The sequence below is a fragment of the Azonexus sp. IMCC34839 genome (assembly GCF_047047955.1).
Classification (GTDB): domain Bacteria; phylum Pseudomonadota; class Gammaproteobacteria; order Burkholderiales; family Rhodocyclaceae; genus Azonexus.
Genome location: NZ_CP150631.1, coordinates 14,085 through 38,536, shown reverse-complemented (window position 1 = coordinate 38,536; position 24,452 = coordinate 14,085). Strand labels below are relative to the sequence as shown.

General features: G+C 58.6%; 23 protein-coding genes. All 23 read right to left on the bottom strand.

Annotated features, from left to right (window positions below; all coding sequences use genetic code 11):
- Positions 1-73: 73 nt before the first annotated feature.
- The 23 genes from WIF35_RS00320 to gyrA all read right to left on the bottom strand — a co-directional run bounded on the left by WIF35_RS00320 (position 74) and on the right by gyrA (position 24,399).
- On the bottom strand, positions 74-412 hold the full coding sequence (locus WIF35_RS00320) for a P-II family nitrogen regulator (protein WP_412479570.1): 339 nt from the start codon (positions 410-412) through the stop codon (positions 74-76).
- A 31-nt stretch (positions 413-443) separates the two neighbouring features.
- Complete coding sequence (locus WIF35_RS00315) at positions 444-2,060, bottom strand: NAD+ synthase (protein WP_412479569.1); 1,617 nt, start codon at positions 2,058-2,060, stop codon at positions 444-446.
- Positions 2,061-2,066: 6 nt separating this feature from the next.
- Positions 2,067-2,615 carry an inorganic diphosphatase gene (gene ppa, locus WIF35_RS00310; protein WP_412479568.1) on the bottom strand — a complete coding sequence of 183 codons (549 nt, stop codon included), beginning with the start codon at positions 2,613-2,615 and terminating at the stop codon, positions 2,067-2,069.
- A 60-nt stretch (positions 2,616-2,675) separates the two neighbouring features.
- Positions 2,676-3,461 carry a 3'-5' exonuclease gene (locus WIF35_RS00305; protein WP_412479567.1) on the bottom strand — a complete coding sequence of 262 codons (786 nt, stop codon included), beginning with the start codon at positions 3,459-3,461 and terminating at the stop codon, positions 2,676-2,678.
- Positions 3,458-4,357 (bottom strand): cysteine synthase CysM, encoded by a 900-nt coding sequence (cysM, locus tag WIF35_RS00300; RefSeq protein ID WP_412479566.1) that lies wholly within the window; start codon positions 4,355-4,357, stop codon positions 3,458-3,460. The genes WIF35_RS00305 and cysM overlap by 4 nt, the downstream gene beginning before the upstream one ends.
- On the bottom strand, positions 4,350-5,348 hold the full coding sequence (gene rfaD / locus WIF35_RS00295; RefSeq protein WP_412479565.1) for an ADP-glyceromanno-heptose 6-epimerase: 999 nt from the start codon (positions 5,346-5,348) through the stop codon (positions 4,350-4,352). Before rfaD ends, cysM begins: the two co-directional genes overlap by 8 nt.
- Positions 5,349-5,358: 10 nt before the next feature.
- A complete protein-coding gene (rfaE1, locus tag WIF35_RS00290; RefSeq protein WP_412479564.1) occupies positions 5,359-6,282 on the bottom strand; it encodes a D-glycero-beta-D-manno-heptose-7-phosphate kinase in 924 nt (307 codons plus the stop codon).
- A gap of 12 nt (positions 6,283-6,294) precedes the next feature.
- Positions 6,295-7,614 carry a UDP-glucose dehydrogenase family protein gene (locus WIF35_RS00285; RefSeq protein ID WP_412479563.1) on the bottom strand — a complete coding sequence of 440 codons (1,320 nt, stop codon included), beginning with the start codon at positions 7,612-7,614 and terminating at the stop codon, positions 6,295-6,297.
- Between the two features lie 8 nt (positions 7,615-7,622).
- Positions 7,623-8,795 (bottom strand): lipopolysaccharide assembly protein LapB, encoded by a 1,173-nt coding sequence (lapB, locus tag WIF35_RS00280; RefSeq protein ID WP_412479562.1) that lies wholly within the window; start codon positions 8,793-8,795, stop codon positions 7,623-7,625.
- Positions 8,792-9,070 carry a LapA family protein gene (locus WIF35_RS00275; RefSeq protein WP_412481270.1) on the bottom strand — a complete coding sequence of 93 codons (279 nt, stop codon included), beginning with the start codon at positions 9,068-9,070 and terminating at the stop codon, positions 8,792-8,794. The genes lapB and WIF35_RS00275 overlap by 4 nt, the downstream gene beginning before the upstream one ends.
- A 72-nt stretch (positions 9,071-9,142) precedes the next feature.
- On the bottom strand, positions 9,143-9,427 hold the full coding sequence (locus tag WIF35_RS00270; protein ID WP_412479561.1) for an integration host factor subunit beta: 285 nt from the start codon (positions 9,425-9,427) through the stop codon (positions 9,143-9,145).
- 12 nt (positions 9,428-9,439) lie between these two features.
- Complete coding sequence (rpsA, locus tag WIF35_RS00265; RefSeq protein ID WP_412479560.1) at positions 9,440-11,116, bottom strand: 30S ribosomal protein S1; 1,677 nt, start codon at positions 11,114-11,116, stop codon at positions 9,440-9,442.
- 81 nt (positions 11,117-11,197) lie between these two features.
- On the bottom strand, positions 11,198-13,138 hold the full coding sequence (locus tag WIF35_RS00260; RefSeq protein ID WP_412479559.1) for a bifunctional 3-phosphoshikimate 1-carboxyvinyltransferase/cytidylate kinase: 1,941 nt from the start codon (positions 13,136-13,138) through the stop codon (positions 11,198-11,200).
- 58 nt (positions 13,139-13,196) lie between these two features.
- Positions 13,197-13,724, bottom strand: a complete 528-nt coding sequence (rfbC, locus tag WIF35_RS00255) for a dTDP-4-dehydrorhamnose 3,5-epimerase (protein ID WP_412479558.1) — start codon at positions 13,722-13,724, stop codon at positions 13,197-13,199.
- Positions 13,721-14,608 carry a glucose-1-phosphate thymidylyltransferase RfbA gene (gene rfbA / locus WIF35_RS00250; RefSeq protein WP_412479557.1) on the bottom strand — a complete coding sequence of 296 codons (888 nt, stop codon included), beginning with the start codon at positions 14,606-14,608 and terminating at the stop codon, positions 13,721-13,723. The genes rfbC and rfbA overlap by 4 nt, the downstream gene beginning before the upstream one ends.
- Positions 14,605-15,672, bottom strand: coding sequence for a dTDP-glucose 4,6-dehydratase (gene rfbB, locus WIF35_RS00245; protein WP_412479556.1), 1,068 nt, complete (start codon positions 15,670-15,672; stop codon positions 14,605-14,607). The genes rfbA and rfbB overlap by 4 nt, the downstream gene beginning before the upstream one ends.
- Positions 15,673-15,676: 4 nt before the next feature.
- On the bottom strand, positions 15,677-16,711 hold the full coding sequence (gene galE, locus WIF35_RS00240) for a UDP-glucose 4-epimerase GalE (RefSeq protein ID WP_412479555.1): 1,035 nt from the start codon (positions 16,709-16,711) through the stop codon (positions 15,677-15,679).
- Between the two features lie 42 nt (positions 16,712-16,753).
- Positions 16,754-17,599, bottom strand: a complete 846-nt coding sequence (locus tag WIF35_RS00235; protein WP_412479554.1) for a DNA ligase — start codon at positions 17,597-17,599, stop codon at positions 16,754-16,756.
- Positions 17,599-18,468, bottom strand: coding sequence for a prephenate dehydrogenase (locus WIF35_RS00230; protein ID WP_412479553.1), 870 nt, complete (start codon positions 18,466-18,468; stop codon positions 17,599-17,601). The genes WIF35_RS00235 and WIF35_RS00230 overlap by 1 nt, the downstream gene beginning before the upstream one ends.
- The gene (hisC, locus tag WIF35_RS00225) at positions 18,469-19,557 is read right to left on the bottom strand and encodes a histidinol-phosphate transaminase (protein WP_412479552.1); all 1,089 of its coding nucleotides are present in this window, start codon (positions 19,555-19,557) and stop codon (positions 18,469-18,471) included. It abuts the gene before it with no gap.
- A 9-nt stretch (positions 19,558-19,566) separates the two neighbouring features.
- The gene (gene pheA, locus WIF35_RS00220) at positions 19,567-20,658 is read right to left on the bottom strand and encodes a prephenate dehydratase (protein ID WP_412479551.1); all 1,092 of its coding nucleotides are present in this window, start codon (positions 20,656-20,658) and stop codon (positions 19,567-19,569) included.
- A 4-nt stretch (positions 20,659-20,662) separates the two neighbouring features.
- Positions 20,663-21,748 (bottom strand): 3-phosphoserine/phosphohydroxythreonine transaminase, encoded by a 1,086-nt coding sequence (gene serC / locus WIF35_RS00215; protein WP_412479550.1) that lies wholly within the window; start codon positions 21,746-21,748, stop codon positions 20,663-20,665.
- The gene (gene gyrA, locus WIF35_RS00210; RefSeq protein ID WP_412479549.1) at positions 21,748-24,399 is read right to left on the bottom strand and encodes a DNA gyrase subunit A; all 2,652 of its coding nucleotides are present in this window, start codon (positions 24,397-24,399) and stop codon (positions 21,748-21,750) included. Before gyrA ends, serC begins: the two co-directional genes overlap by 1 nt.
- Positions 24,400-24,452: the final 53 nt, after the last annotated feature.

Genomic DNA, 24,452 nt, shown 5'->3' with positions numbered 1-24,452 from the left:
AAGGGCGGCCTGAGCCGCCCTTTGTCTTGAACCCGATTTTTGCCTATTTCGGGCAGTGCACCGCAGTAGTCGCTTAGATGGCCGACTCGTTGGTCTCGCCGGTGCGGATACGCACGACTTGCTCGACCGGCATGACGAAAATCTTGCCATCGCCGATCTTGCCGGTGCGGGCGGCCTTGATGATGGCATCAATGGCGGCATCGACGTTCTCGGTCGCAACCACGACCTCGATCTTGATCTTGGGCAGGAAATCGACCACGTACTCGGCACCGCGATACAACTCGGTATGCCCCTTCTGGCGGCCGAAACCCTTCACTTCGGTCACGGTCAGACCAGTGATGCCGACTTCCGACAGGGCTTCGCGAACTTCGTCGAGCTTGAAAGGCTTGATGACGGCTTCGATCTTCTTCATTGCTTGTCCTCTCTCAGACTAATGACCGGTTTCAAAATTCGTCCGGATAACGATTGGTAATAGGATAACGCCAATCCTTGCCAAAACCACGCGGCGTGATGCGAATGCCGATCGGCGCCTGCCGACGCTTGTATTCGGCGATGCGCAGCAAGCGAACGACGCGCCGCACGTCAGCCTCGGGCAAACCGGCAGCGATGATCTCGCGCGGACTGCGATCTTCTTCCATGTAGGCGCGGACGATGGCGTCAAGTACCTCGTAGTCGGGCAGGGAATCCTGGTCCTTCTGGTCCGGTTTCAGTTCCGCCGACGGCGGCCGGACGATGATGTTCTTGGGAATAACGGGCGCACCTTGGCAAAGGCTATTGCGATAACGCGACAGGCGATAGACCAGAGTCTTATAGACATCCTTGATCACCGCAAAACCGCCAGCCATGTCGCCATACAGCGTGCAATAGCCGACCGCCATCTCCGACTTGTTGCCGGTGGTCAGCACCAGCGCCCCGGTCTTGTTCGACAGGGCCATCAGGATATTGCCGCGGATCCGTGCCTGAATGTTCTCTTCCGTCGTATCGGCCGGCAAACCGGCGAACAGCGGATCGAGCATGGCGGCATAGGTGTTCATCGCCGGCTCGATGGCAATCTCGTCATAACGGCAACCCAGCTGACGGATCATTTCGCGCGAATCGTCAAGACTCATCTGCGCAGTGTAGGGCGACGGCATCATCACCGCCCGCACCTTGTCGGCACCGAGCGCATCGACTGCCACGCACAGCGTCAGCGCCGAATCGATGCCGCCGGAAAGACCGATGATGGCACCCTTGAAGCCGGTCTTGCCGATATAGTCGCGCACGCCAAGCACCAGCGCCTTATAGGCCTCGGCCTCTAGCGGCAGTTCGGCACATAGGTCGTCGGAACGCAACTCACCGGCGGAAAAATCGACGATGCCAATGGCTTCCTCGAATTGCGGCAGACGCATGACCACCTGCTTGCGCCCATCGAGGGCAAAGGAGTCACCATCGAACACCAGCTCGTCCTGGCCGCCAACCAGATTGCAATAGATGACCGGGATGCCGCTCGCATCGATCCGCTCGCCGACAACCTGAACACGCTCCTGCGTTTTGTCCAGGTGACAGGGCGAGGCGTTGAGGACGAAGAGCAGTTCGGCGCCCGCCGCCTGGGCCGCTTCGGCCGGGCCGCTGACCCAGATGTCTTCACAGATGTTGATGCCGCAACGCACGCCGCCCAGCGAGACAACACAAGGCTCCGTGCCGGCAGCGAAATAACGTTTTTCGTCGAACACCTGCGCATTGGGCAGGCTGCTCTTGTAATAGACGGCCGTCTTGCGGCCGTTTTCGATCACGGTCGCTGCGTTGTAGCAGGAACCGTTTTTTTCTTCCGGATGACCGACGACCAAGGCAATACCCTCGACACGGGCAGCCAAATCGTCCACAGCCCGCGCGCATGCCCGATAGAAATCCGGGCGCAGCAGCAGGTCTTCCGGCGGATAGCCGCAAATCGCCAACTCCGGCGTCAGCAGCACATGGGCGCCGCGGGCCTTGGCCTCGGCGGCGCACTTCAGGATACGTTCGACGTTGCCCGTCAGGTCACCGACGGTGGCGTTGAACTGGGCAACGGCGATACGCAGCATGACGGCTTAGTAGTTCGGCTTGTCCTTGGCGTCGTTGTAACGCTGGATGCCTTCCGTGATTTCGTTGCGGGCGGCATCGATGCCTTCCCAGCCGTTGACCTTAACCCACTTGCCCGGCTCGAGATCCTTGTAGCGCTCGAAGAAGTGGGCAATCTGCTTGCGTAGCAGTTCCGGCAGGTCTTCGATGGTCTTGACGTCGTTGTACAACGGGGTCAGCTTGGACACCGGCACGGCCAGCAGCTTGGCGTCATTGCCGCCTTCGTCGGTCATCGACAGCTGGCCGAGCGGGCGGCAGCGGACAACGACGCCCGGCGGCAGCGAGAACGGGGCGACGACCAGGACGTCGACCGGGTCACCGTCGCCGGCGATGGTGTGCGGGATGTAGCCGTAGTTGCACGGATAGTGCATGGCGGTGGACATGAAGCGATCGACGAAAATCGCGCCGCTTTCCTTGTCGACTTCGTACTTGACGGGCTCGGAGTGAGCGGAGATTTCGATGATGACGTTGAAATCGTCGGGGAGAGCCTTGCCGGACGGAACGTTGTTGAGTGCCATGGTTGTATCTCTGCGTTTTGGTTTAAGAACGCGTAATTATAGCGTCCTGGCGGCCTTGATTCAGCCCCAGGCTGCAACAAACTCGCGCCAGTGCTGGGCGTCGATCTTACCCAGTTGCGCCTTGACGAATTCGGCCTCGGCCACTTCCTCCTCCGCAGTCAGTTCGCCGCGCATGCGCCGGAAGCGGTTATAGACCAAGTAGGTATTGACCACGTCGGTCTCGCAGTAATCGCGAATCTCGGCGATCTTGCCGTCCTGCCAGGCCGACCAGACCTTGCCGCCATCCATGCCCAGCTTGCCCGGAAAGCCGAAGAGCTTGGCCAATTCGTCGAGCGGTGCATTGGCCCGGCCGTTGTACATGGCCAGCAGATCCATCAGGTCGAGGTGGCGCGTGTGGTAACGACTGATGTAGTTGTTCCACTTGAAGTCGCGCGAATCGGCGTAATCGCCATCGCCCATGTCCCAGTAGCGCGGCGCCGAGACGCCATGCAGCATGCCGCGATAATGCAGCACCGGCAGATCGAAGCCACCGCCATTCCAGGACACGATCTGCGGTGTGAATTTCTCGATGCCGTCGAAGAAGCGCTGGATGATCTCGCCTTCATCCAGATCCGGTTCTGATAGCGACCACACCTTGAAACCGTCGCCAGCACGCAGCACGCAGGAGATGGTGACGATGCGTTGCAGGTGCAGTTGCAGGAAATCGTTGCCGGTCTTCGCCCGGCGTTGCTGGAAGGCCAGTTCGGCAACTTCGTCGTCGGAAAGCTCGCCGGGCAGATCGTTCAGGCGGCGCAGACCGGCGACATCGGGAATGGTCTCGATGTCGAAGACGAGCACCGGCTTCATGCCGGGAAGACTCCAGTCGACAGATAGCGGTCGCCGCGGTCACATACGATGGAGACGATCGTCGCGTTTTCCAGCTGCTGCGCCAGACGCAGCGCAACGGCCAGAGCGCCACCGGACGAGATACCGGCGAAGATACCCTCTTCCATGGCCAGACGCCGCGTCATGGCCTCGGCATCGGCCTGGCTGACATATTCGATGCGATCGACGTTGGTGTTGTCGTAGATTGTCGGCAGATAGGCTTCCGGCCACTTGCGGATGCCGGGAATCTGGCTGCCGTCTTCCGGCTGGCAACCGACGATCTGGATGGCAGGATTCTTTTCCTTGAGGAAGCGACTGGTCCCCATGATGGTACCGGTCGTTCCCATGCTGGAAACGAAATGCGTGATCTTGCCATCGGTATCGCGCCAGATTTCCGGGCCTGTGCCCTCATAGTGGGCAACTGGATTATCCGGGTTACCGAACTGATCGAGGATGATGCCCTTGCCTTCATCGCGCATTTTATCGGCGACGTCGCGCGCCAGTTCCATGCCGCCATCCTTGGGCGTCAGCACCAGTTCGGCGCCGTAGGCCCGCATGCTTTGCCGGCGTTCGATACTCTGGTTCTCCGGCATGACCAGGATCATCTTGTAACCCTTGATCGCCGCCGCCATGGCCAGCGCAATGCCGGTATTGCCGGAGGTCGCTTCAATCAGCGTATCGCCCGGCTTGATGGCGCCGCGCGCCTCGGCGCGCTGGATCATCGACAGCGCCGGCCGATCCTTGACCGAGCCCGCCGGGTTGTTGCCTTCCAGCTTGGCCAGAATGACATTGCCGCGCTTGTCGTTGTCGGCGCCGGGTATGCGCACCAGGCGCACCAGCGGCGTGTTTCCGACAAAATCCTGCAGGGTTTTATACATGCTTATGTAGCCACTCGATGTATTGGGAGACGCCTTCCTCAACCGTGGCCATCGGGGCTTCGTAGCCGGCTTCGCGCAACTTGGTCAGATCGGCCTGCGTGAATGCCTGGTATTTGCCCTTTAGCGCCTCGGGGAAAGCGACATATTCCAGCAAACCTTGTGCCCGCAGTTCGGCCAGTGTCAGCGGGGCTTCGTTTTTTGCCTTGCGGCAGCCGTTCACCGCAGCAACGGCGACGTCATTGAAGCTCTGCGCCCGGCCGGAACCGAGATTGAAGATACCGGACTTTTCCGGGTGATCCAGGAAGAACAGATTGACCTTGGCGACGTCGCCGACGAAGACAAAATCGCGCATCTGGCCGCCGTTCTCGTAGCCGTGTGACCCCTCGAACAGCTTGACCTTGCCATCCGCCTTGAACTGGTTGTAATTGTGGAAGGCAACCGATGCCATGCGGCCCTTGTGCGTCTCGCGCGGGCCATAGACGTTGAAGTAGCGGAAACCGACAATCTGCGACGAAGGATTCTGCGCCAGACGCTGACGCACGATCTGGTCGAACAGGAACTTCGAGTAGCCGTAGACGTTGAGCGGCCCTTCGTACTGGCGCTCTTCCTTGAACACACTGCTACCGCCATAGGTGGCGGCCGACGAGGCGTACAGGAACTGCACGTCCTGATCCTGACACCAGTCGAGCAGAATCATGGAGTAACGGTAGTTGTTCTCCATCATGTAACGGCCGTCGGTTTCCATCGTGTCGGAGCACGCGCCTTCGTGCAGGATGGCCTCGATGTCGCCATCGTAATGCCCGGCCTGAATACGTTCGATGAAGTCGTGCTTGTCGATGTAATCGACGATGTCGCAATCGATCAGGTTCTTGAACTTGTCGGCCTTGGTCAGATTGTCGACAGCGATGATGTTCTTGATGCCGCGCTCGTTCAGCGCCTTGACGATATTCGACCCGATGAAGCCGGCGGCGCCGGTGACGACGATATACATCCTGTTCTCCTTACAATGCGGCGAGCAATTCTTCGCGGGTGACAACGGCCGTGCCCAACTTACCGACAACGATGCCGGCGGCGACGTTGGCGACGCGGATGGCTTCGGCCCAATCGGCGCCGGCAGCCAACATCACCGCCAGCGTGGCGATGACGGTATCGCCAGCGCCGGAAACATCGAACACCTCGCGCGCCTGCGCCGCCTGATGATGGGTTTCATCCGCGAAAAGAGTCATTCCCTCCTCGCTACGCGTGACCAACAAGGCCTCCAGACCGAGATCGCCGCGTAGCTTGCGTGCCTTGGCGGCAAGCTCCTCTTCGTTCTTCCAGGAACCGACGACCTGCTTCAATTCCGAGCGGTTCGGCGTGATCACCGTCGCCCCGGCATACTTGCCCCAGTCGTCGCCCTTGGGATCGACCAGCACAGGCTTGTCGTGCGAACGCGCAATACGGATCATCTCTGAGATATGCGTCAGGCCGCCTTTACCGTAGTCTGACAGGATGATCACATCGGCCTGCGTCACGCGCTGCTCGAAATCGGCCAGCTTGGCTTGCAAAATTTCGTGCGACGGCGGCGTCTCAAAATCGATGCGTAGCAATTGCTGCTGCCGTCCGATGACACGCAACTTGACGATGGTATCGATATCGCGGTCAATGTGCAGCCCGGCATCAATCTGACCATCTGCGAGCAAGCGCCCGAGCGCCCTGCCCGCGTCATCATCGCCAACCACCGACAACAACGCCGTAATCGCCCCCAGAGAAGCGGCGTTGCGCGCCACGTTGGCGGCACCACCCAAGCGCTCTTCCTGGCGCTCAACCTTGACTACCGGCACCGGCGCTTCCGGCGAAATCCGGCTGACCTCGCCAAACCAGTAACGATCGAGCATTACATCGCCAACAACGAGCAGGCGAACCTCTGCAACCTTATCCAGCATACTCACCTGCACTCAACGCCCGATGGCGAAATACTCGATCCCAGAACCGCGCACGAACTTCGGATCGTACAGATTACGACCATCGAAAATCACCGGGTTCTTCAACGTTGCCTTGATAGCCTCGAAATCGGGGCTACGGAATTCCTTCCACTCGGTCACGATAACCAGCGCGTCAGCGCCAGTCAGCGCCCCCATCGGGCTCTCGGCATATTTCAGACGCGGCTCGTTACCAAAGATGCGCTGCGTTTCGTGCATGGCAACCGGGTCGTAAGCCGTCACGGTAGCACCTGCTGCGAACAGATCGGCGATCAGCTCGCGGCTCGGCGCCTCACGCATATCGTCGGTATTGGGTTTGAAAGCCAGCCCCCAAAGCGCGAAATGCTTACCCTTAAGATCGCCAAAACGGCCCTTGAGCTTCTTGGTCAGAACATGTTTCTGTTCGTCATTGGCCGCCTCGACGGCATTCAAGACCTTCAGGTTGATCCCGGCATCGTCCTGTGCCGTCCTGATCAGCGCCTGGACGTCCTTCGGGAAACAGGAACCGCCATAACCGCAGCCGGGATAAAGGAAGTGATAGCCAATGCGAGGATCGGAACCGATACCCTGCCGAACCATTTCGATATCGGCACCTAGAACCTCAGCCAGATTGGCCAGCTCGTTCATGAAACTGATACGCGTTGCCAGCATTGCGTTGGCGGCGTACTTGATCAGTTCGGCACTCTTTACGTCAGTAACGATCAAGCGCTCATGATTGCGCTGAAAGGGCGCATACAAAGCGCGCATCAGGTGAATTGCCTGCTCGTCCTCGGCACCGACAACGATGCGATCTGGGCGCATGAAGTCCTCGACCGCTGCGCCTTCCTTCAAAAACTCCGGATTGGATACAACGCTGTACGGCGTATCGATACGGCGTTTTTTCAATTCATCGGCAATCGCCGCCTTGACCTTGGCTCCGGTACCGACCGGCACGGTACTCTTGTCGACAACAACCTTATAGTCGGACATCAGGCGACCGATATTGCGGGCTGCGGCCAGTACATACTGAAGATCGGCCGAACCGTCTTCGTCCGGCGGCGTACCGACAGCGATAAACTGAATCGTACCGTGGCGAACAGCCTCCTCGATATCGGTCGTGAAGTGCAAACGACCCGCAGCCACGTTGCGCTGAACCATCTCCTCCAAGCCTGGCTCATAAATGGGAATGCCGCCTTCCTTCAGGATGCGAATCTTTTCCGGATCGACGTCCAGACACAGAACGTCGTTTCCCACTTCAGCCAGACAAGTGCCACTGACCAGGCCCACATAGCCCGTGCCAACAACCGTAATCTTCATGAGTATTCCTACAAGGATTGATCGAATTCTTCGCTGCGCCGGGGTGAATAGGTTTCCCAACCACCACAGGCAGGGCAACGCCAGTAGAACTGACGCGCCTTAAAGCCGCAATTATCGCACCGATAGCGCGATAAGCGGCGCGTATAGCCCTGGATGATGCTCTTGGCCAACTCGACGTCCGGCTGAACCTCCGGGGCTGCCAAGGGCAAACGCGCACTCATCAGTTTTTCCAAACCAAGGAGGGTGGGATTGCGTTGCAATTCCCCCCGCACGAGACGATACGCCGCTTCCGTACCTTCTGCTTCCAATACCAGTTGGTAGACAACATCAAGCAGATCGAGCGAAGGATAACGCTCAAGATACCCGCCAAGCAACGCGATTCCTTCATCCCGACGTTCCAGACGCCGGTAACCCTCAAGCAAACGCTGAGCAACCAGTGCAAGGTAGGCAGGATCCTGCTGCTCGATGCGTTGCCATGCCTCGATAGCAGCGAGCAGATCACCTTCCTGTTGCAGGATATCCCCAAGCAGCAAACTCGCCCGTACACACTTGCGATTATTTTGCATGGCGACATCAAGGTACTGGCGCGCCATTTCAGGACGAGAGCGCATGATCTCGTTGGCCGCCAATTCACAGTAATACTCTGCGATGTCGCGCTGCGAGGCGACGTCAGGCAATTCTTTGGCAATCTCGATGGCTTTCAGCCACTCCTTCTCGGCTTGATAAATATCGAGCAGGTTACGTTTGGCATCTTCAGCCAAATCTGTCGCCAGCAATTTATTGAATATTTCCTCTGCCCTATCCAACAAACCAGCTTTCAAATAGTCCTGCCCCAACTCCAGAAGCGCCAACAAACGAACTCGCTCTTCCAGATCCGGAAGATCGATCAAGTTCTGATGCATGCGGATGGCCCGCTCCGTCTCGCCGCGCCGGCGAAACAGATTACCCAAGGCAAAATGTAACTCGACGGTCTGCGAATCCACCTGCGCCACTTCGAGAAAAGAGTCGATTGCCTTGTCCGGCTGCTCGTTCAGCAGGAAATTCAAGCCCTGAAAATACGAACGCGGCAAAGCACGTGACTCGTGTACCACTTGCCGCATATCGACCCGAGCCGCCGCCCAACCGAGAGCGAAAAACAGCGGGATCAGCAACAACTGCCAATATTCGAACAACTCATTCATAGTGCCGGTGGCTCCACATTGGAAATATCGGCACCTTTGACGCGCCCACGTCTGCAAGCAGCCAACTCGCGCCTCTGTCTATTAACGAGCCCAAGCAATGAAAGCACACCCAACAATACACCGGCCGCGAAGAAAACCAGTAGGACCAACACCAGCGGCCCCTCCCAAACCTGCCCAGGGAACCAGTGCAAACTGATCGGCGCGGAATTTTGGAGCGCAAAAAGCACCAGAAGGACAAACAATACGAGGCGCAAACCCCAAGTAATTATCGTCATCACATTCAAAATAAAAAGGGCAGTGAAATCATTCACTGCCCTTGAATCTACCACATTGGGCCAAACCCAGCCTCAGGTCATTTGATCGACCCGTTCGCGCAATTCCTTCCCAGCCTTGAAATGGGGAACCCACTTCGCCGGAACGTTGACCTTATCCCCTGATTTGGGATTACGTCCAATGCGCGGCGGCCGGTAGTTGAGCGCAAAGCTTCCGAATCCGCGGATCTCGATGCGATCCCCGCGCACCAGCGCTTCGGACATCGCATCGAGAATCATCTTGACCGCGAAATCGGCATCCTTTGCCACCAACTGCGGAAAACGTTCCGCCAGCCGGGCAATGAGCTCGGATTTGGTCATGCTTGAGCCTTATCAGCCTTGTTGGTTGAGTTTGGCTTTCAGCAATGCCCCCAGGTTGGTCGTACCCGAAGCGGCGGAAGACTCTGCAGCGAATTTCTGCATTGCTTCGTGCTGCTCGGCTTGATCCTTGGCCTTGATGGACAGGTTGATGCCACGGGTCTTGCGATCAACGTTGATGATCATCGCCTCGACTTCATCGCCGACCTTCAGATGCTGCGACAGGTCTTCAATACGATCACGCGAGAACTCGGAAGCACGCAGGTAACCTTCGTTTTCGCCGTCGAGCGCAATCACGGCGCCCTTGGCGTCAACCGACTTCACCGCACCGCGAATGATGGAGTTCTTCTCGTGAGTAGCGATGAAGTTGGTGTACGGATCACCTTCGAGTTGCTTGATACCGAGGGAGATGCGCTCCTTCTCGACATCGATGCCGAGCACGACGGCTTCGACTTCGTCGCCCTTCTTGAAGTTACGGATCGCCTCTTCGCCAGACTGGCTCCAGGACAGGTCGGACAGATGAACCAGACCGTCGATGCCGCCGGGCAGACCAATGAAGATACCGAAGTCAGTGATCGACTTGATGGCACCCTTCACCTTGTCGCCCTTCTTGTGGTTCATCGCGAATTCGTCCCACGGATTCGCCTGGCACTGCTTCATACCCAGGGAGATACGACGACGCTCTTCGTCGATTTCGAGGATCATGACTTCAACTTCGTCGCCCAGCTGAACAACCTTGGACGGATGAACGTTCTTGTTGGTCCAGTCCATTTCGGAGACGTGCACCAGGCCTTCGATGCCCTGTTCGATTTCAACGAATGCGCCGTAATCGGTCAGATTGGTGACCTTACCGAACAGACGGGTGCCGGCCGGGTAACGGCGGGCGATACCAACCCACGGATCGTCGCCCAGCTGCTTCATACCCAGGGAAACACGGTTCTTCTCGGCGTCGAACTTGAGGATCTTGGCGGTAACTTCGTCGCCCACAGCCAGTACTTCGGACGGGTGACGAACACGGCGCCAGGCCAGGTCGGTGATGTGCAGCAGACCATCGATACCGCCCAGGTCAACGAATGCGCCGTAGTCGGTGATGTTCTTGACGATACCCTTGACGACGGTACCTTCCTTCAGGTTTTCCATCAGCTTTTCGCGATCGGCGTCAGCGGTGGCTTCCAACACTGCGCGGCGGGACAACACGACGTTGTTGCGCTTGCGATCCAGCTTGATAACCTTAAATTCGAGGGTCTTGCCTTCGTACGGGGTGGTGTCCTTGACCGGACGCATGTCGACCAGGGAGCCCGGCAGGAAGGCACGCACGCCGTTCGACATGACGGTGAGACCGCCCTTGACCTTACCAGTGATGGTGCCGGTAACCAGAGCGCCGTCGTTGAGGGCTTGCTCCAGGTAGTTCCAGGCAGCGATGCGCTTGGCGCGATCGCGCGAGAGGCGGGTGGCACCGTAGCCATCTTCCAGCATCTCGATGGCGACCTGGACGAAATCACCGATGTTAACTTCGACGTCGCCCTGATCGTTCAGGAATTCTTCTACGGGAACGTAGGATTCGGATTTCAGGCCGGCATTGACCACCACGAAGTTGTGATCGATGGCCACCACTTCAGCGGTGATGACTTCGCCTTGACGCATTTCCTGGCGAGCCAGGGATTCTTCAAAAAGTTGAGCAAAAGATTCCATTACGGACAGACCTTTTTGCCACGGCATAACCGTAGCGGGTTGAGTGTGGTTAAACATCGACACCAGTAGGTGACGACACCTTTACTTCAATGCTTCGGCAGCCCAATCGAGAACCTGCTTGACCGCCTGTTCGACAGTCAAATGGGTGGTATCGAGCAACTTGGCATCCGGCTCCTGGCGGAGGGGTGCGACGCTACGTTGCGCATCGCGCTCGTCCCGTTGCCTCAGATCCTCCAGAAGGTCCGCGAGATTAGCAGAGAATCCTTTTTCGATCAACTGCTTATAACGCCGTTCAGCGCGCGCCTCCGCTGACGCGGTCAAAAACACCTTGAGCTGCGCCTTCGGGAAAACCACGGACCCCATATCCCTCCCATCGCCAACCAAGCCAGGCGCTTTGTTGAAGACCCGCTGACGGAACAATAAAGCCTCGCGAACAGCCGGCATCACTGCCACCTTTGAGGCCCCTGCCGACATCTCCTCGGTACGGATGGCATCGCCAACCAAGGCACCGTCGAGGAAGATGTCCTCACCCTCGAACACAACATCCAGCTGCGCAGCAATTGCAGCTACCGCAGGCTCATCATCCCAAGCAACCCCAGCCCGGCAAGCCGCCAGAGCGGTCAGGCGATACAAAGCGCCAGAATCCAGATAGGAAAAACCAAGTGCTGCTGCAACACGCCCAGCAACAGTCCCCTTGCCAGACGCCGATGGACCATCAATGGCAATCACCGGCGCTGCCTTGGTCACCGACGCAAAGCGCTCGAAATAATCCGGGAAGGTTTTGGCAACGCAGTGCGGATCATTGATGCGCAACGGTGTCCCAAATGCTGCCAACGAGAAGCACATAGCCATCCGATGATCATCATAGGTATCTATTCCCTCTGGCGGCGAAACCAGTCGCTCAACCGGTATCACCCGAATATAGTCCTCGCCTTCCTCAACCACCGCTCCAAGCTTGCGCAGTTCTGCCGCCATCGCTGCGATGCGATCGGTTTCCTTGACCCGCCAACTGGCGATATTGCGCAAAGTTGTCGCTCCTTTTGCGAACAGTGCTGTCGTCGCCAAGGTCATCGCGGCATCCGGAATATGATTACAGTCGAGATCGATGCCGACAAGCCCTCCCTCTGGACGACTTGCTTCCATCCAGTTCGGCCCCATCTCAATCAAAGCCCCCATCTGACCAAGTGCCTCGGCAAATCGCACATCGCCCTGAATCGAATCCTTCCCGACACCTTCAACGCGAACTGGCCCACCACCGATCGCACCTAGTGCGAGGAAATATGATGCAGAGGACGCATCGCCCTCGACGTAAATCGTCCCTGGCGAAACGTAACGGCTACCTGCCAGAACCGTAAAGGCACGCCACCCATCACGCTGAACCACGACGCCAAATCGCGCCATGGTCGCCAAGGTGATTTCGATATAAGGTTTGGAAATCAACTCACCGACTACTTCGACCGTTATGGTCTCCCCCGCCAGCGGTAAAGCCATGAGCAAACCGGTCAAAAACTGACTGGACACATCACCACGTACCTTCAAGGTACGTCCCGCGCGAATTTGCGCAGGTTTGACATGCAATGGCGGGTAGCCCGGATTACCCAGATAATCAATCTCCGCACCCAACTGGCGTAGCGCGTCGACCAGATCACCAATCGGTCTCTCGTGCATACGCTCCACGCCCTCCAAACGATAATCCCCGCCAACAAGCGCCAGTACCGCCGCCAAAGGCCTAAATGCTGTCCCTGCGTTTCCAAGGAATAGTGCTGCTTCCTTAACCGGGAAACCGCCGGCAACGCCTTCCACACGCCACGCCCCGGCCCCTAAAGATTGAACTGCCACGCCCAGTACATGCAAAGCCTCCAACATACGAGCCGTATCATCCGAGGACAGCAGATCACGAACTTCGGTTACCCCTTCAGCCAAAGCAGCCAAAAGAAGTACTCGATTTGAAATACTCTTGGATCCAGGCAGCCCTAATGTTCCAGAGGCCGACAAAAACTGAGGGAGATCAGCAAATTTCATTAACTAAGTACCTACGAAAATACCAACAAGCTAAAACAAGATGAGATGCGCAGTGAATTCACAGAAACTCGGCGGCTTTATCCTTTTCCGATTGACATGCCTCGGCTATGAGCGGCCAAGCAATACCTATTTTTGGATCATCCCAGCGAATACACCGTTCCAGTTCCGGTGCGTAGTAGTCCGTCGTCTTGTAGAGAAACTCCGCCGTCTCACTGAGCGTTAGGAAACCATGGGCTAAACCTGGCGGTATCCAAAGCTGCTTCTTGTTTTCGGCACTCAGCTTGACGCCAACCCAATGCCCGTAGGTCGGTGAGTCCTTGCGGATATCTACCGCCACGTCGAACACTTCACCTTGCACAACCCTAACGAGCTTTCCCTGTTCTTTGGGAGGCAATTGGTAGTGCAAACCTCTGAGGACGTTCTTGGCCGACTTGGAGTGGTTGTCCTGCACAAAGGTGACTTCGTAACCTACGGCTTCGTCGAAGCACTGTTGGTTGAAGCTCTCAAAGAAGAAACCACGCTCATCCCCGAAGACTTTCGGCTCGAGAATGAGGACGCCGGCGATCCTGGTCTGGATGACGTTCATCCGATCACCTTGTCTTTGAGGATGGACAACAGGTATTGGCCATAGCCGTTCTTGACCAGTGGCTGGGCGATTTGTTCTAGCTTCGCGGCATCGATCCAGCCCTGTCGGTAGGCGAGCTCTTCCGGGCAGGCGACCTTGAGGCTCTGGCGCTTTTCCAGGGTGGCAATGAATTGGCCAGCTTCAAGCAGGCTGTCGTGGGTGCCGGTATCAAGCCAGGCAAAGCCTCGTCCCATGATCTCAATATTAAGTAGCCCCAGTTCCAGATAGAGGCGATTGAGGTCGGTTATTTCGAGTTGTCCACGAACTGAAGGTTGCAGTCCTTGGGCGAGATCAATAACCTGGTTGTCGTAGAAGTAGAGGCCGGTCACTGCATAGTTGGACTTGGGCTGACAGGGCTTTTCTTCGAGACTGAGCACCTTCCCATTCAGGTCGATTTCGGCAACACCGTAGCGTTCTGGATCCTGAACGTGATAAGCAAAAACACTGGCGCCAGTCGTACGCTGATTCGCATTGGCAAGAAGTTTGTGGAAGTCGTGGCCATAGAAGATGTTGTCGCCGAGCACGAGGGCAGAATCCGCGTTGCCGATGAAGTTGGCGCCAATAAGAAAGGCCTGAGCCAGACCATCTGGGCTAGGCTGAACAGCATATTGCAGGCTGATACCCCATTGGCTACCGTCGCCAAACAGTTGTTGGAAACGCGGGGTGTCTTGCGGAGTAGAAATGACCAAAATATCACGGATACCGGCCAGCATGAGACTGCTGAGCGGGTAATAGATCATCGGCTTGTCGTAGATGGGAAGCAGTTGCTTGGAGACCGACAGGGTTGCTGGGTGTAGACGTGTGCCAGCGCCGCCAGCGAGGATGATACCTTTGCGTGCGCTCATGACCGTTCTCCGTAGTTCTGATCTACCCATTGGCGGTAGTGGCCACTGGTCACGTTGGCGACCCAGGCGTGATTCTCGAGATACCACTCGACGGTCTTGCGGATACCGGTTTCGAAGCTTTCGGCAGGTTTCCAGCCTAGTTCGCGTTCAAGTTTGCTGGCATCGATGGCGTAGCGGCGATCATGACCGGGACGGTCGGTGACGAAAGTGATTTGTTCCTTGTAGGACTTACCATCAGCCCTGGGGCTGAGTTGGTCGAGGATGGCACAAAGCGTATCGACGACTTCCAGGTTGGCTTTTTCGTTCCAGCCGCCAACGTTATAGGTTTCCCCTACCCTACCCGCTTCGAGTACACGCCGGATGGCACTGCAATGGTCCTTGACGTAGAGCCAGTCACGGATTTGCTGGCCGTCGCCGTAGATGGGCAAGGGCTTGCCGGCCAAGGCGTTGTGGATGGATAGCGGGATGAGCTTTTCCGGGAAGTGGTAGGGGCCGTAGTTGTTGGAGCAGTTGGTCGTCAGCACTGGCAGCCCATAGGTGTGGTGGTAGGCGCGTACGAGATGGTCGGATGCAGCCTTGCTCGCAGAGTACGGACTGCTGGGTTCGTAGCGGTTGTTTTCCTTGAAGGCGGGGTCTTCCTTGTTCAAGAAACCATAGACCTCGTCAGTGGAGACATGTAGGAATCGGAATTGGCTTTTTGCTTCGCCTTCGAGTTTGCTCCAGTAGGCACGAACGGCTTCGAGCAAACGGAAAGTACCGACGATGTTGGTCTGAATGAAGTCTTCGGGGCCATGGATACTGCGGTCGACATGCGATTCGGCAGCAAAGTTGAGGATGGCACGCGGTTGGTATTCAGCCAGCAGTTGGCTGACGAGGTCGAAGTTGCCAATATCGCCGTGCACGAAAATGTGCCTTTTTTCGCTGTGCACCGCAGCTAGGTTCTCTAGATTGCCAGCGTAAGTCAGCGCATCGAGATTGACGACGGCCTCATCCGAACCAGCCAGCCATTCGAGGACGAAATTGCTGCCGATAAAGCCAGCACCTCCGGTAACAAGGATAGTCATAAGCTCAACGTGGTCGATTACTTAATTTTTCTGCCGATGCATAACCGTCGGGGTTCATGCTCTGCCAGCGCCAAGCATCGGCGCACATCCTGGACAAATCCAGCTCGGCTTTCCAGCCAAGTCTTTGCTCCGCCACTCCCGGATCGGCATAACAAGCCGCCACATCTCCCGCCCGGCGCGGCGCAAATGTGAAGGGTACCGGCCGCCCACTAGCGACTTCAAAGGCCTTCACGACATCGAGCACGCTATATCCGGTGCCGGTTCCCAGATTCACGGCAAAACACCCCGGCGCATCGAGCGCGGCCAATGCCTTCAGATGCCCCTTGGCCAAATCGACCACATGGATATAGTCACGCACACCAGTCCCGTCCGGCGTCGGATAGTCATTGCCCCAAACCTGCAGGAATTCACGCCGCCCGACAGCCACCTGGGCAACGTAGGGCAGCAGGTTGTTGGGAACACCCTGCGGGTCTTCGCCGATCATGCCGCTTGGGTGAGCCCCGACCGGGTTGAAATATCTGAGCAGCGCGATTCGCCATTCCGGCTCTGCCCGCTGGAGATCACGCAGCATCTCCTCGATGAACAGCTTGGTTCGTCCGTAGGGATTGGTCGCCGACAAAGGATGTTCTTCGGTCAACGGCAGCCGCTGCGGTTCACCATAGACGGTAGCGGACGAACTGAAGACGAGCTTGAATACACCACAGGCGCGCATCGCTTCAAGGAGGCGAAGGGTGCCTACAACATTGTTGTCATAGTAGGCGAGCGGCTGAATGGTCGACTCACCCACCGCTTTCAGCCCGGCAAAGTGAATGACTGCATCGCATGCAAAATCACGAAGCACCCGCTCCAGCGCACCACGGTCACGGATATCGCCTGCGACAACATGCGGGCGGCGTCCGGTGATGGCTTCGACGCGCTTCAACGATTCGCGATGACTGTTGCAGAAATTGTCGAATACGACGACGTCTCGCCCGGCCTCAAGCAATTCGACACAGGTATGAGAACCGATATAGCCCGCACCGCCGGTGACCAAGATCATCGTCTCTTCTCCTTCGATACTGCCCACATCTCACCCACTGGCTCAATCCTCGCACAGGCGTAAAAAGCTGGCGAAGCGCGGCAAGCCTTTGGCCGTCAGGTCACGATAGCGATAAGTGACGATGCTGCCGATTACCGGTGGCTCACGTCGTTGCTGATCGGTAAAGCCGCTCCCCAACAGGAACTCCTTGCCTTCCGGCGTCCGCACGCGCAAGGCACCGAGTTGGCCGGCATATTTCCCCTTACCCGGTTGGTGAGCAATAACCTCTGCCTCGGCATCGAGCAAAGGCTTCAGTTTGAGCAACACATCGCTGCGCCCGGTTTGATAGGGAGCATCGGCCAGATGCAGCATCAACCCTTCTCCGCCGGCGCGAACCACCTCGTTAAGGCGTTTTTGCAAACTGCTGCGGTGCTCGACCCGAAATTGCGAAATTTCGCGCAACCAAGGCACATTGGCCGAACGAACCACGGCCTCGATCTGCGCCGCCCGCTCGGCAAATGTCCCGGCCGCACCGGGCAATTCGAAAATCATGTAACGGACTTCACGCCATTCGGCATCATCGGGCGCTTCCTTGCGCACGATACCGGAGAGGCGCTCGAAGCTGCCGCGCCCGGCCCACAATTCGCCGTCCAGTGCCTGCTTGGGCAAGGCTGCAACGAACCACGCCGGCGCATGGATTGTCCGGCCACTGCGGAAACGCAGGGTCTGACCGTCCCAAATGGCGCGCACACCGTCCAGTTTTTCGCTGACCAAATAGCGAGCGACGTCGTTTTGCGGTCGATAGACATTCGCCAGCAGGATATCCGGCGCTTCACTTCTGCCTATCGCCGCGTGGCCCGGGCCGATCAGGGCAAGGCTCAGCAACAACGCACCGAGCAGCCGTGACATCAGGCTTCTCCTGCCCATTCGCGTCGAGCCTGACGCGCGAGGCCGAATATTTCTTCCAGACGCTCGCCATCGGCCCGCGCCAGCGCCGCACGCAATTCGTCGAGTTGGGCCCGGTAGCTATCGAGTTCGCCCAGCAGAGCCTCGCGGTTGGCCAGACAGATATCGCGCCACATTTCCGGATGGCTGGCCGCGATACGGGTGAAATCGCGAAAGCCCGAAGCAGCAAAGGTAAAGAACAGATCCGCATCGTCACGTACGGCCAGATCATGCACCAACGCAAAGGAAAGCAGATGAGGCAGATGGCTGACCGCCGCAAACACGCGATCGTGCATCTCTGGCGTCAATTCATAGATATCGGCGCCGCAACGCGACCAGGCACGCTTGACGTGATCAAGCGCATCGTCGTTGTTTTCCGGCAGCGGGGTCACAACCACCTTCTTGCCCCGGTAAAGATCCCAACGGGCCGCTCCCGGGCCGCTGTTCTCCGCCCCAGCGATGGGATGGGCCGGCACAAACTGGCTGATCTTGTCGCCGAAGGCCGCCCGGGCTGCTGCCACGACATCGCCTTTGGTCGAACCGCCGTCGGTAACGATGGTATTCGGCCCGAGATAAGGCGCAATACGTTCGAAGATTTCCGGCATCTGTGCCACCGGCGTTGCCACCAACACGATGTCGGCATCACCGATTTCATGGATCGGATTGATCCCGGCCCGGTCGATCACACCCAGTTCCTGCGCCACACGCAAGGTGGACGGCGTGCGGCCAAAGCCGACCACCTCTTCCACTGCCTCGGCCTCCTTCAAGGCGAGCGCGAAGGAGCCGCCAATCAGGCCGGTGCCGAAGACGACGATCTTGCCGAATTCCGGCATTTACAGGGCCTTGGCCAGCGCTTCCAGGAAGCGGGCATTTTCCGCTTCGGTGCCGATGGTGACGCGTAGCCACTCAGGCAAGCCGTAGCCACCGATCGGACGCACGATCACGCCCTGCTGCAACAGCTTCTGATTGACGCTGCCAGCATTGCCCGCGCGGAAAGTGACGAAGTTGCCGTAGGACGGAATGTGCTCGAGGCCGAGTTTCTCCAGCCCACCGACGATCTGCGCCATGCCGCGCCGATTCAGCTGGTAGCTGGCCGAGACGAATTCTTCGTCGTCGAGCGCTGCCGCCGCTGCGGCCAGTGCCAGATTGTTTACGTTGAACGGCTGACGCACACGATTCATCAAACCAGCCACTTCGGCCGAGGCCAGCGCATAGCCGACACGCAAACCGGCCAGGCCGAAGATCTTGGAAAAGGTCCGGCAAACCACGAGGTTCGGGAATTCTTTGACCCATGCCGCGGTGTCGACGCGCTCGGCCGGCGGAATGTATTCGTTGTAAGCCTCGTCCAGCACGACCACGACCTCGGCTGGCACTTTCTCGAGGAAAGCGCGGACTTCGGCATAAGGCAGGAAGTTGCCGGTCGGGTTGTTCGGGTTGGCGATCCACACGATGCGCGTATCCGGACGAATGGCGGCAAGCATCGCGTCCAGGTCATGCCCGTAGTTTTTGGCCGGGGTGGCGATCAGTTCGGCACCGGTAGACAGCGTGGCCAGCGGATAGACCGCGAATGCGTGCTGGGCGAAGACTGCGGAGCGCCCCGGCGCCAGGAAAACACGGGCAATCAGATCGAGCACGTCGTTCGAACCGTTACCGAGCACGATCTGCTCCTGTGCCACTCCACAGCGCTGAGCAACTTTGGCGATCAATTCGAACTGATCCGGATAACGCTCGATACCGTCGATTGCCGCCTGCACGGCTTGCTTGGCCTTCGGGCTCATGCCCAATGGGTTTTCGTTCGAGGCAAGCTTGACGATGCTGCCGACCGGAATCCCCATCTCACGAGCCAGTTCGGTGATCGGCTTACCCGGCTGGTACGGGGAAATGGCACGAACGTAAGCAAGCGCCTGTTCAGCAAGACTCATGGTATTTCCTCAATAAACGGCGACCGGGTAGGAGCCGAGAATCTTCAGGTAGGCAGCGCGCGCCGCCAGTTGTTCGAGGGCGGCCTTGACCGCGGCATCCTCGCGATGGCCCTCAATGTCCACGTAGAAAACGTATTCCCAAAGTGCATTGCGCGCTGGGCGGGACTCCAGGCGGCTCATCGAGACGCCTGCGGTCGACAAGGGCAGCAGCAACTCGTGTAGCGCGCCGGTGCGATTGGGCGCCGACATGATCAGCGACGTCTTGTCGCGCCCTGAAACGCCGGCATCGTAACGGCCGAGGACCAGGAAGCGCGTCGTGTTGTTCGGTTCGTCTTCGATGTTCTCAACCAGTTTCGGCAGATCGTAGCGCGCAGCGGCCGCTTCGCCGGCGATGGCGGCCGTGCCCGGTTCCTCGGAGGCCTTCTGGGCCGCCTGGGCATTGCTGCCGACCGAAATACGCTGCGCGTGCGGCAGCATGCGATTCAGCCATTCGTGACACTGCGCCAGCGACTGGGCATGGGAATAGACCTTGGTGATCTGCGCGAAATCGGTCTCGCGCGACAACAGGTTCTGGTGAATGCGCAACACGACTTCACCGCAAATCTTCAACGGCGTAGACAGCAGCAAATCCATCGTCCGGCCAACCGCCCCCTCGGTCGAATTCTCGACCGGCACGACAGCATAGTGCGCATGACCAGATTCAACCTCGCGGAATACATCGTCGATCGAGGACTGGGGCAACAGACGGGCCGCATGGCCGAAATGCTTGGTCGCCGCCGACTCGGAGAAGGTACCGAGCGGCCCAAGGAATGCGATACCGAGCGGTTGCTCGAGCGACAGGCAGGCCGACATCACTTCGCGGAAGAAGAAGGTGATGTTCTCGTTCAACAGCGGGCCAGGGTTGACCTCCTGCAGGCGGCGCAGCACCTGCGCCTCGCGCTCCGGACGATAGATGAAGCCGGCATCACCGAATTCGGCCTTGATCTCGCCGACCCGCTGCGCGCAGCGGGCACGCTCATTGAGCAGCTTGAGCAAGTCGCCATCGATACGGTCGATGTCAGCGCGGACGCCGGCCAGGGCCTTCTGCAACTCGTCGCTCATACTCTTACCCGTTGCGCTTGGCGAAATCGTTCATGAATGCGACCAAGGCCTGGACGCCCGCCAACGGCACGGCGTTGTAGATCGAGGCGCGCATGCCGCCCACCGACTTGTGCCCCTTGAGCGCCAGCAGGCCGGCCGCCTTGGCTTCAGCCAGGAAGGCCGCGTCAAGTTCTGGGTTGGCCAGCACGAACGGCACGTTCATGGCGGAACGGCAATCCGGATCGACCGGGTTGGTATAGAAACCGCCGGAGTTGTCGATCGCCTCGTACAAAATTCGCGCTTTTTCGTCGTTTACCGCAGCCATGCCGGCCAGACCACCCTGGCGCTTCAGCCACTGGAAAACCAGGCCGGAGATGTAGATACCGAAGGTCGGCGGCGTGTTCAGCATCGAGCCGTTCTCGGCCATCACGGCGTAATCCATCACGGTCGGGATGGTCAGCGGTGCCATGCCCAGCAGGTCACGATGCACGATGACCAGCGTCAGTCCGGAAGGACCAATATTCTTCTGCGCACCAGCGTAGATCAGGCCGAATTTCTCGACCGGCACCGGACGCGACAGGATGTGCGACGACATGTCGGCAACCAGCGGCACACCAGTATCGGCAATGCGCTCGGCCGGAATTTCGACGCCATGGATCGTCTCGTTGGTGCAGACATGCAGATAGGCGGCGAAGGGATCGAGCTTGATCTCCTCGGCCACCGGCAGGCGGGTGAAATTGCTCGCCTCGGTGGTCGCCGCGCAGCGCACGCTACCGATCCGTTGCGCTTCCTTCAAGGCCTTCTTGGACCACGAACCGGTCACGATGTAGTCGGCCGAGCGGCCGGCCAGCAGGTTCATCGGGATCTGCGCGAACTGCTGCGTGGCCCCGCCCTGCAGGAAGAGCACCTTATATTGTTCGGGAATGCCCATCAACTCGCGCAGGTCGGCTTCGGCCTGCTCGATGATGCTGGTGAATTCCTTGCCGCGATGGCTCATTTCCATCACACTGCAGCCAGCGCCATGCCAGTCGAGCAATTCTTCCTGAGCCTGCTTTAGAACCTCTTCCGGCAAAGCCGCCGGGCCGGCGCTGAAATTCCAGATACGGCTCATCAAGCCTCCCCGCCTTCGTTGCCGAGTTCCTCGTTATTGGCAGCTTCGTTATCGACAGCGGCGCCACCCTCGACTTCGCCCTCTGCTGCGGTGGACTCGCCGGAAACGTCATTTTCCGCGACCGACTCGGCCACCTTCTCCAGACCGGCCAGCTTTTCGCCTTCATCCAGCGAGATCAGCGTGACGCCCTGCGTGGCACGGCCCATACCGCGTATTTCGGAAACGCGGGTACGGATCAGCACGCCACCGGTGGTGATCAACATGACCTCATCGCTGTCGTCGACCAACTTGGCGCCAATCACGACGCCATTGCGTTCGGAATCGGCGATAGCCTTGACGCCCTGGGTGCCGCGGCCGGAATGGCGGAAGTCGGCCAGCACAGTACGCTTGCCGAAACCGTTTTCGGTGGCGACCAGTACGGTCTGCTGATCGCTTTCGGCAACCAGCAGCGAAATGACGGTCTGTCCTTCCTGCAGCTTCATGCCACGCACGCCGCGTGCCCCACGGCCCATCGGACGGACATCCTCTTCGTCGAACCAGACGGCCTTACCGGCATCCGACACCAACACGATGTCGCTCTGGCCGGTGGTCAGTTCGACACCGATCAGGTAATCGTCGTCGAGCAGATCGACGGCAATGATGCCGGCTTTGCGCGGGTTGGAGAAATCGGAAAGCGGAGTCTTCTTGACGGTGCCGTCACGGGTCGCCATGAAGATGAACTTGTCGTCGACAAATTCCTTGACCGGCAACACCGCGTTGATCTTCTCGCCCTCTTCCAACGGGAAGAGATTGACGATGGGCTTGCCGCGGCTGACCCGGCTGCCCTGGGGCGCTTCGTAAACCTTCAGCCAGTAGCAGCGGCCACGGTTCGAGAAGCACAGAATGTAGTCGTGCGTATTGGCAACGAACAGGTGATCAATGAAATCCTCGTCCTTGATCGCCGCCGCCTGCTTGCCGCGGCCACCGCGACGCTGGGCACGGTAATCGGCCAGCGGCTGGGCCTTGATGTAGCCACCGTGCGACAGCGTGACCACCATGTCCTGCGGCGTAATCAGGTCTTCGATGCCGAGTTCCTGCGTGTGCAGGACGATCTCGGACTTGCGGTCGTCGCCGTACTGTTCGCTGATCTGCTTCAGTTCGTCGACGATGATGGCGGTGATGCGCTCCGGCTTGGCCAGGATGTCGAGCAGATCGACGATCTTGTCCATGACTTCCTTGTACTCGCCAACGATCTTGTCCTGTTCCAGACCGGTCAGGCGCTGCAGGCGCAATTCCAGGATGGCCTGGGCCTGGGCATCGGACAGGCGATAGCCTTGTGCGGACAGGCCGAATTCCGGCAGCAGACCTTCCGGACGCGAAGCATCGGAAGAGGCGCGTACCAGCATTTCCTCGACCACCGGGCTGCGCCAGTCACGCGCCATCAGGCTGCGCTTGGCGTCCGGCGGCGTCGGGGCCGCCTTGATCAGTGCGATGATCTCGTCGACGTTGGACAGCGCGACCGCCAGACCTTCCAGAATATGACCGCGTTCACGCGCCTTGCGCAGTTCGAAGACAGTACGCCGGGTGACCACTTCACGACGGTGCGACAGGAAGCATTCCAGCGCCTGCTTCAGATTCAGCAAGCGCGGCTGGCCGTCGACCAGTGCCACCATGTTCATGCCGAAGGTGTCCTGCAACTGCGTCTGCTTGTACAGGTTGTTCAGGATGACTTCGCCGACCTCGCCACGCTTCAGCTCGATGACGATGCGCATGCCGGACTTGTCGGACTCGTCGCGGATATCGGAGATGCCCTCGATCCGCTTTTCGTTGACCAGTTCGGCGATCTTTTCGATCAGCGACTTCTTGTTCACCTGATAAGGAATTTCGTCAACGATCAGCGCCTGACGATCACCCTTGCCAATATCCTCGAAGTGCGTACGGGCGCGCATGACGACGCGGCCGCGACCGGTCTTGTAACCTTCACGCACACCCATGACGCCGTAGATCAGACCGGCCGTCGGAAAATCCGGGGCCGGGATCAGTTCGATCAGGTCGTCGATGGACATCGCCGGGTTTTCCAGCAGCGCCAGACAGCCGTTGACCACCTCGCGCAGGTTATGCGGCGGAATATTGGTCGCCATACCCACCGCGATACCGGCCGAGCCGTTGATCAGCAGATTGGGAATGCGCGTCGGCAGCACCGAGGGCTCAAGTTCCTTGCCGTCGTAATTCGGTTCGAAATCGACGGTTTCCTTGTCGATGTCGGCCGTCAGGTCCGAAGAGATGCGCTCCAGACGGCATTCCGTGTAACGCATGGCCGCCGCATTGTCACCGTCGATCGAGCCGAAGTTACCCTGACCGTCGACCAGCGTGTAGCGCAGCGAAAAATCCTGCGCCATGCGGACCAACGTGTCATAGATCGCCGAGTCGCCGTGCGGGTGGTACTTACCCATGACCTCACCGACGACGCGGGCGCACTTGACGAACGGACGGTTCCACACATTGTTCGTCTCGTGCATGGCGTACAACACGCGACGATGCACGGGCTTCAGGCCGTCGCGCGCGTCAGGCAGCGCCCGGCCGACGATCACGCTCATGGCGTAATCGAGATAGGAGCGCCGCATCTCGTCTTCGAGGCTGATCGGCAAAGTTTCTTTGGCGAATTGATCCATGTCTCTTCTGCAAACCGCTTGGAGCGGCGTTTTATGGTTGAAACGAGCGTAAT

Coding starts and splice junctions, on each gene's coding strand:
- WIF35_RS00270 (WP_412479561.1), bottom strand. CDS start 9,427: ATGACCAAATCCGAGCTCATTGCCCGGCTGGCGGAACGTTTTCCGCAG.
- lapB (WP_412479562.1), bottom strand. CDS start 8,795: ATGAATGAGTTGTTCGAATATTGGCAGTTGTTGCTGATCCCGCTGTTT.
- rpsA (WP_412479560.1), bottom strand. CDS start 11,116: ATGGAATCTTTTGCTCAACTTTTTGAAGAATCCCTGGCTCGCCAGGAA.
- serC (WP_412479550.1), bottom strand. CDS start 21,748: ATGAGCCGTATCTGGAATTTCAGCGCCGGCCCGGCGGCTTTGCCGGAA.
- pheA (WP_412479551.1), bottom strand. CDS start 20,658: ATGAGCGACGAGTTGCAGAAGGCCCTGGCCGGCGTCCGCGCTGACATC.
- rfbB (WP_412479556.1), bottom strand. CDS start 15,672: ATGACTATCCTTGTTACCGGAGGTGCTGGCTTTATCGGCAGCAATTTC.
- WIF35_RS00320 (WP_412479570.1), bottom strand. CDS start 412: ATGAAGAAGATCGAAGCCGTCATCAAGCCTTTCAAGCTCGACGAAGTT.
- ppa (WP_412479568.1), bottom strand. CDS start 2,615: ATGGCACTCAACAACGTTCCGTCCGGCAAGGCTCTCCCCGACGATTTC.
- galE (WP_412479555.1), bottom strand. CDS start 16,711: ATGATCTTGGTCACCGGCGGTGCGGGCTATATCGGTTCTCATACCTGT.
- hisC (WP_412479552.1), bottom strand. CDS start 19,557: ATGAGTCTTGCTGAACAGGCGCTTGCTTACGTTCGTGCCATTTCCCCG.
- WIF35_RS00230 (WP_412479553.1), bottom strand. CDS start 18,468: ATGCCGGAATTCGGCAAGATCGTCGTCTTCGGCACCGGCCTGATTGGC.
- rfaD (WP_412479565.1), bottom strand. CDS start 5,348: ATGTATATCGTCGTCACCGGCGCCGCCGGCTTCATCGGGTCGAATATC.
- WIF35_RS00305 (WP_412479567.1), bottom strand. CDS start 3,461: ATGAAGCCGGTGCTCGTCTTCGACATCGAGACCATTCCCGATGTCGCC.
- rfbA (WP_412479557.1), bottom strand. CDS start 14,608: ATGAGCGCACGCAAAGGTATCATCCTCGCTGGCGGCGCTGGCACACGT.
- WIF35_RS00275 (WP_412481270.1), bottom strand. CDS start 9,070: ATGACGATAATTACTTGGGGTTTGCGCCTCGTATTGTTTGTCCTTCTG.
- rfaE1 (WP_412479564.1), bottom strand. CDS start 6,282: ATGCTGGATAAGGTTGCAGAGGTTCGCCTGCTCGTTGTTGGCGATGTA.
- WIF35_RS00260 (WP_412479559.1), bottom strand. CDS start 13,138: ATGAAATTTGCTGATCTCCCTCAGTTTTTGTCGGCCTCTGGAACATTA.
- rfbC (WP_412479558.1), bottom strand. CDS start 13,724: ATGAACGTCATCCAGACCAGGATCGCCGGCGTCCTCATTCTCGAGCCG.
- WIF35_RS00315 (WP_412479569.1), bottom strand. CDS start 2,060: ATGCTGCGTATCGCCGTTGCCCAGTTCAACGCCACCGTCGGTGACCTG.
- WIF35_RS00235 (WP_412479554.1), bottom strand. CDS start 17,599: ATGTCACGGCTGCTCGGTGCGTTGTTGCTGAGCCTTGCCCTGATCGGC.
- gyrA (WP_412479549.1), bottom strand. CDS start 24,399: ATGGATCAATTCGCCAAAGAAACTTTGCCGATCAGCCTCGAAGACGAG.
- WIF35_RS00285 (WP_412479563.1), bottom strand. CDS start 7,614: ATGAAGATTACGGTTGTTGGCACGGGCTATGTGGGCCTGGTCAGTGGC.
- cysM (WP_412479566.1), bottom strand. CDS start 4,357: ATGTATAAAACCCTGCAGGATTTTGTCGGAAACACGCCGCTGGTGCGC.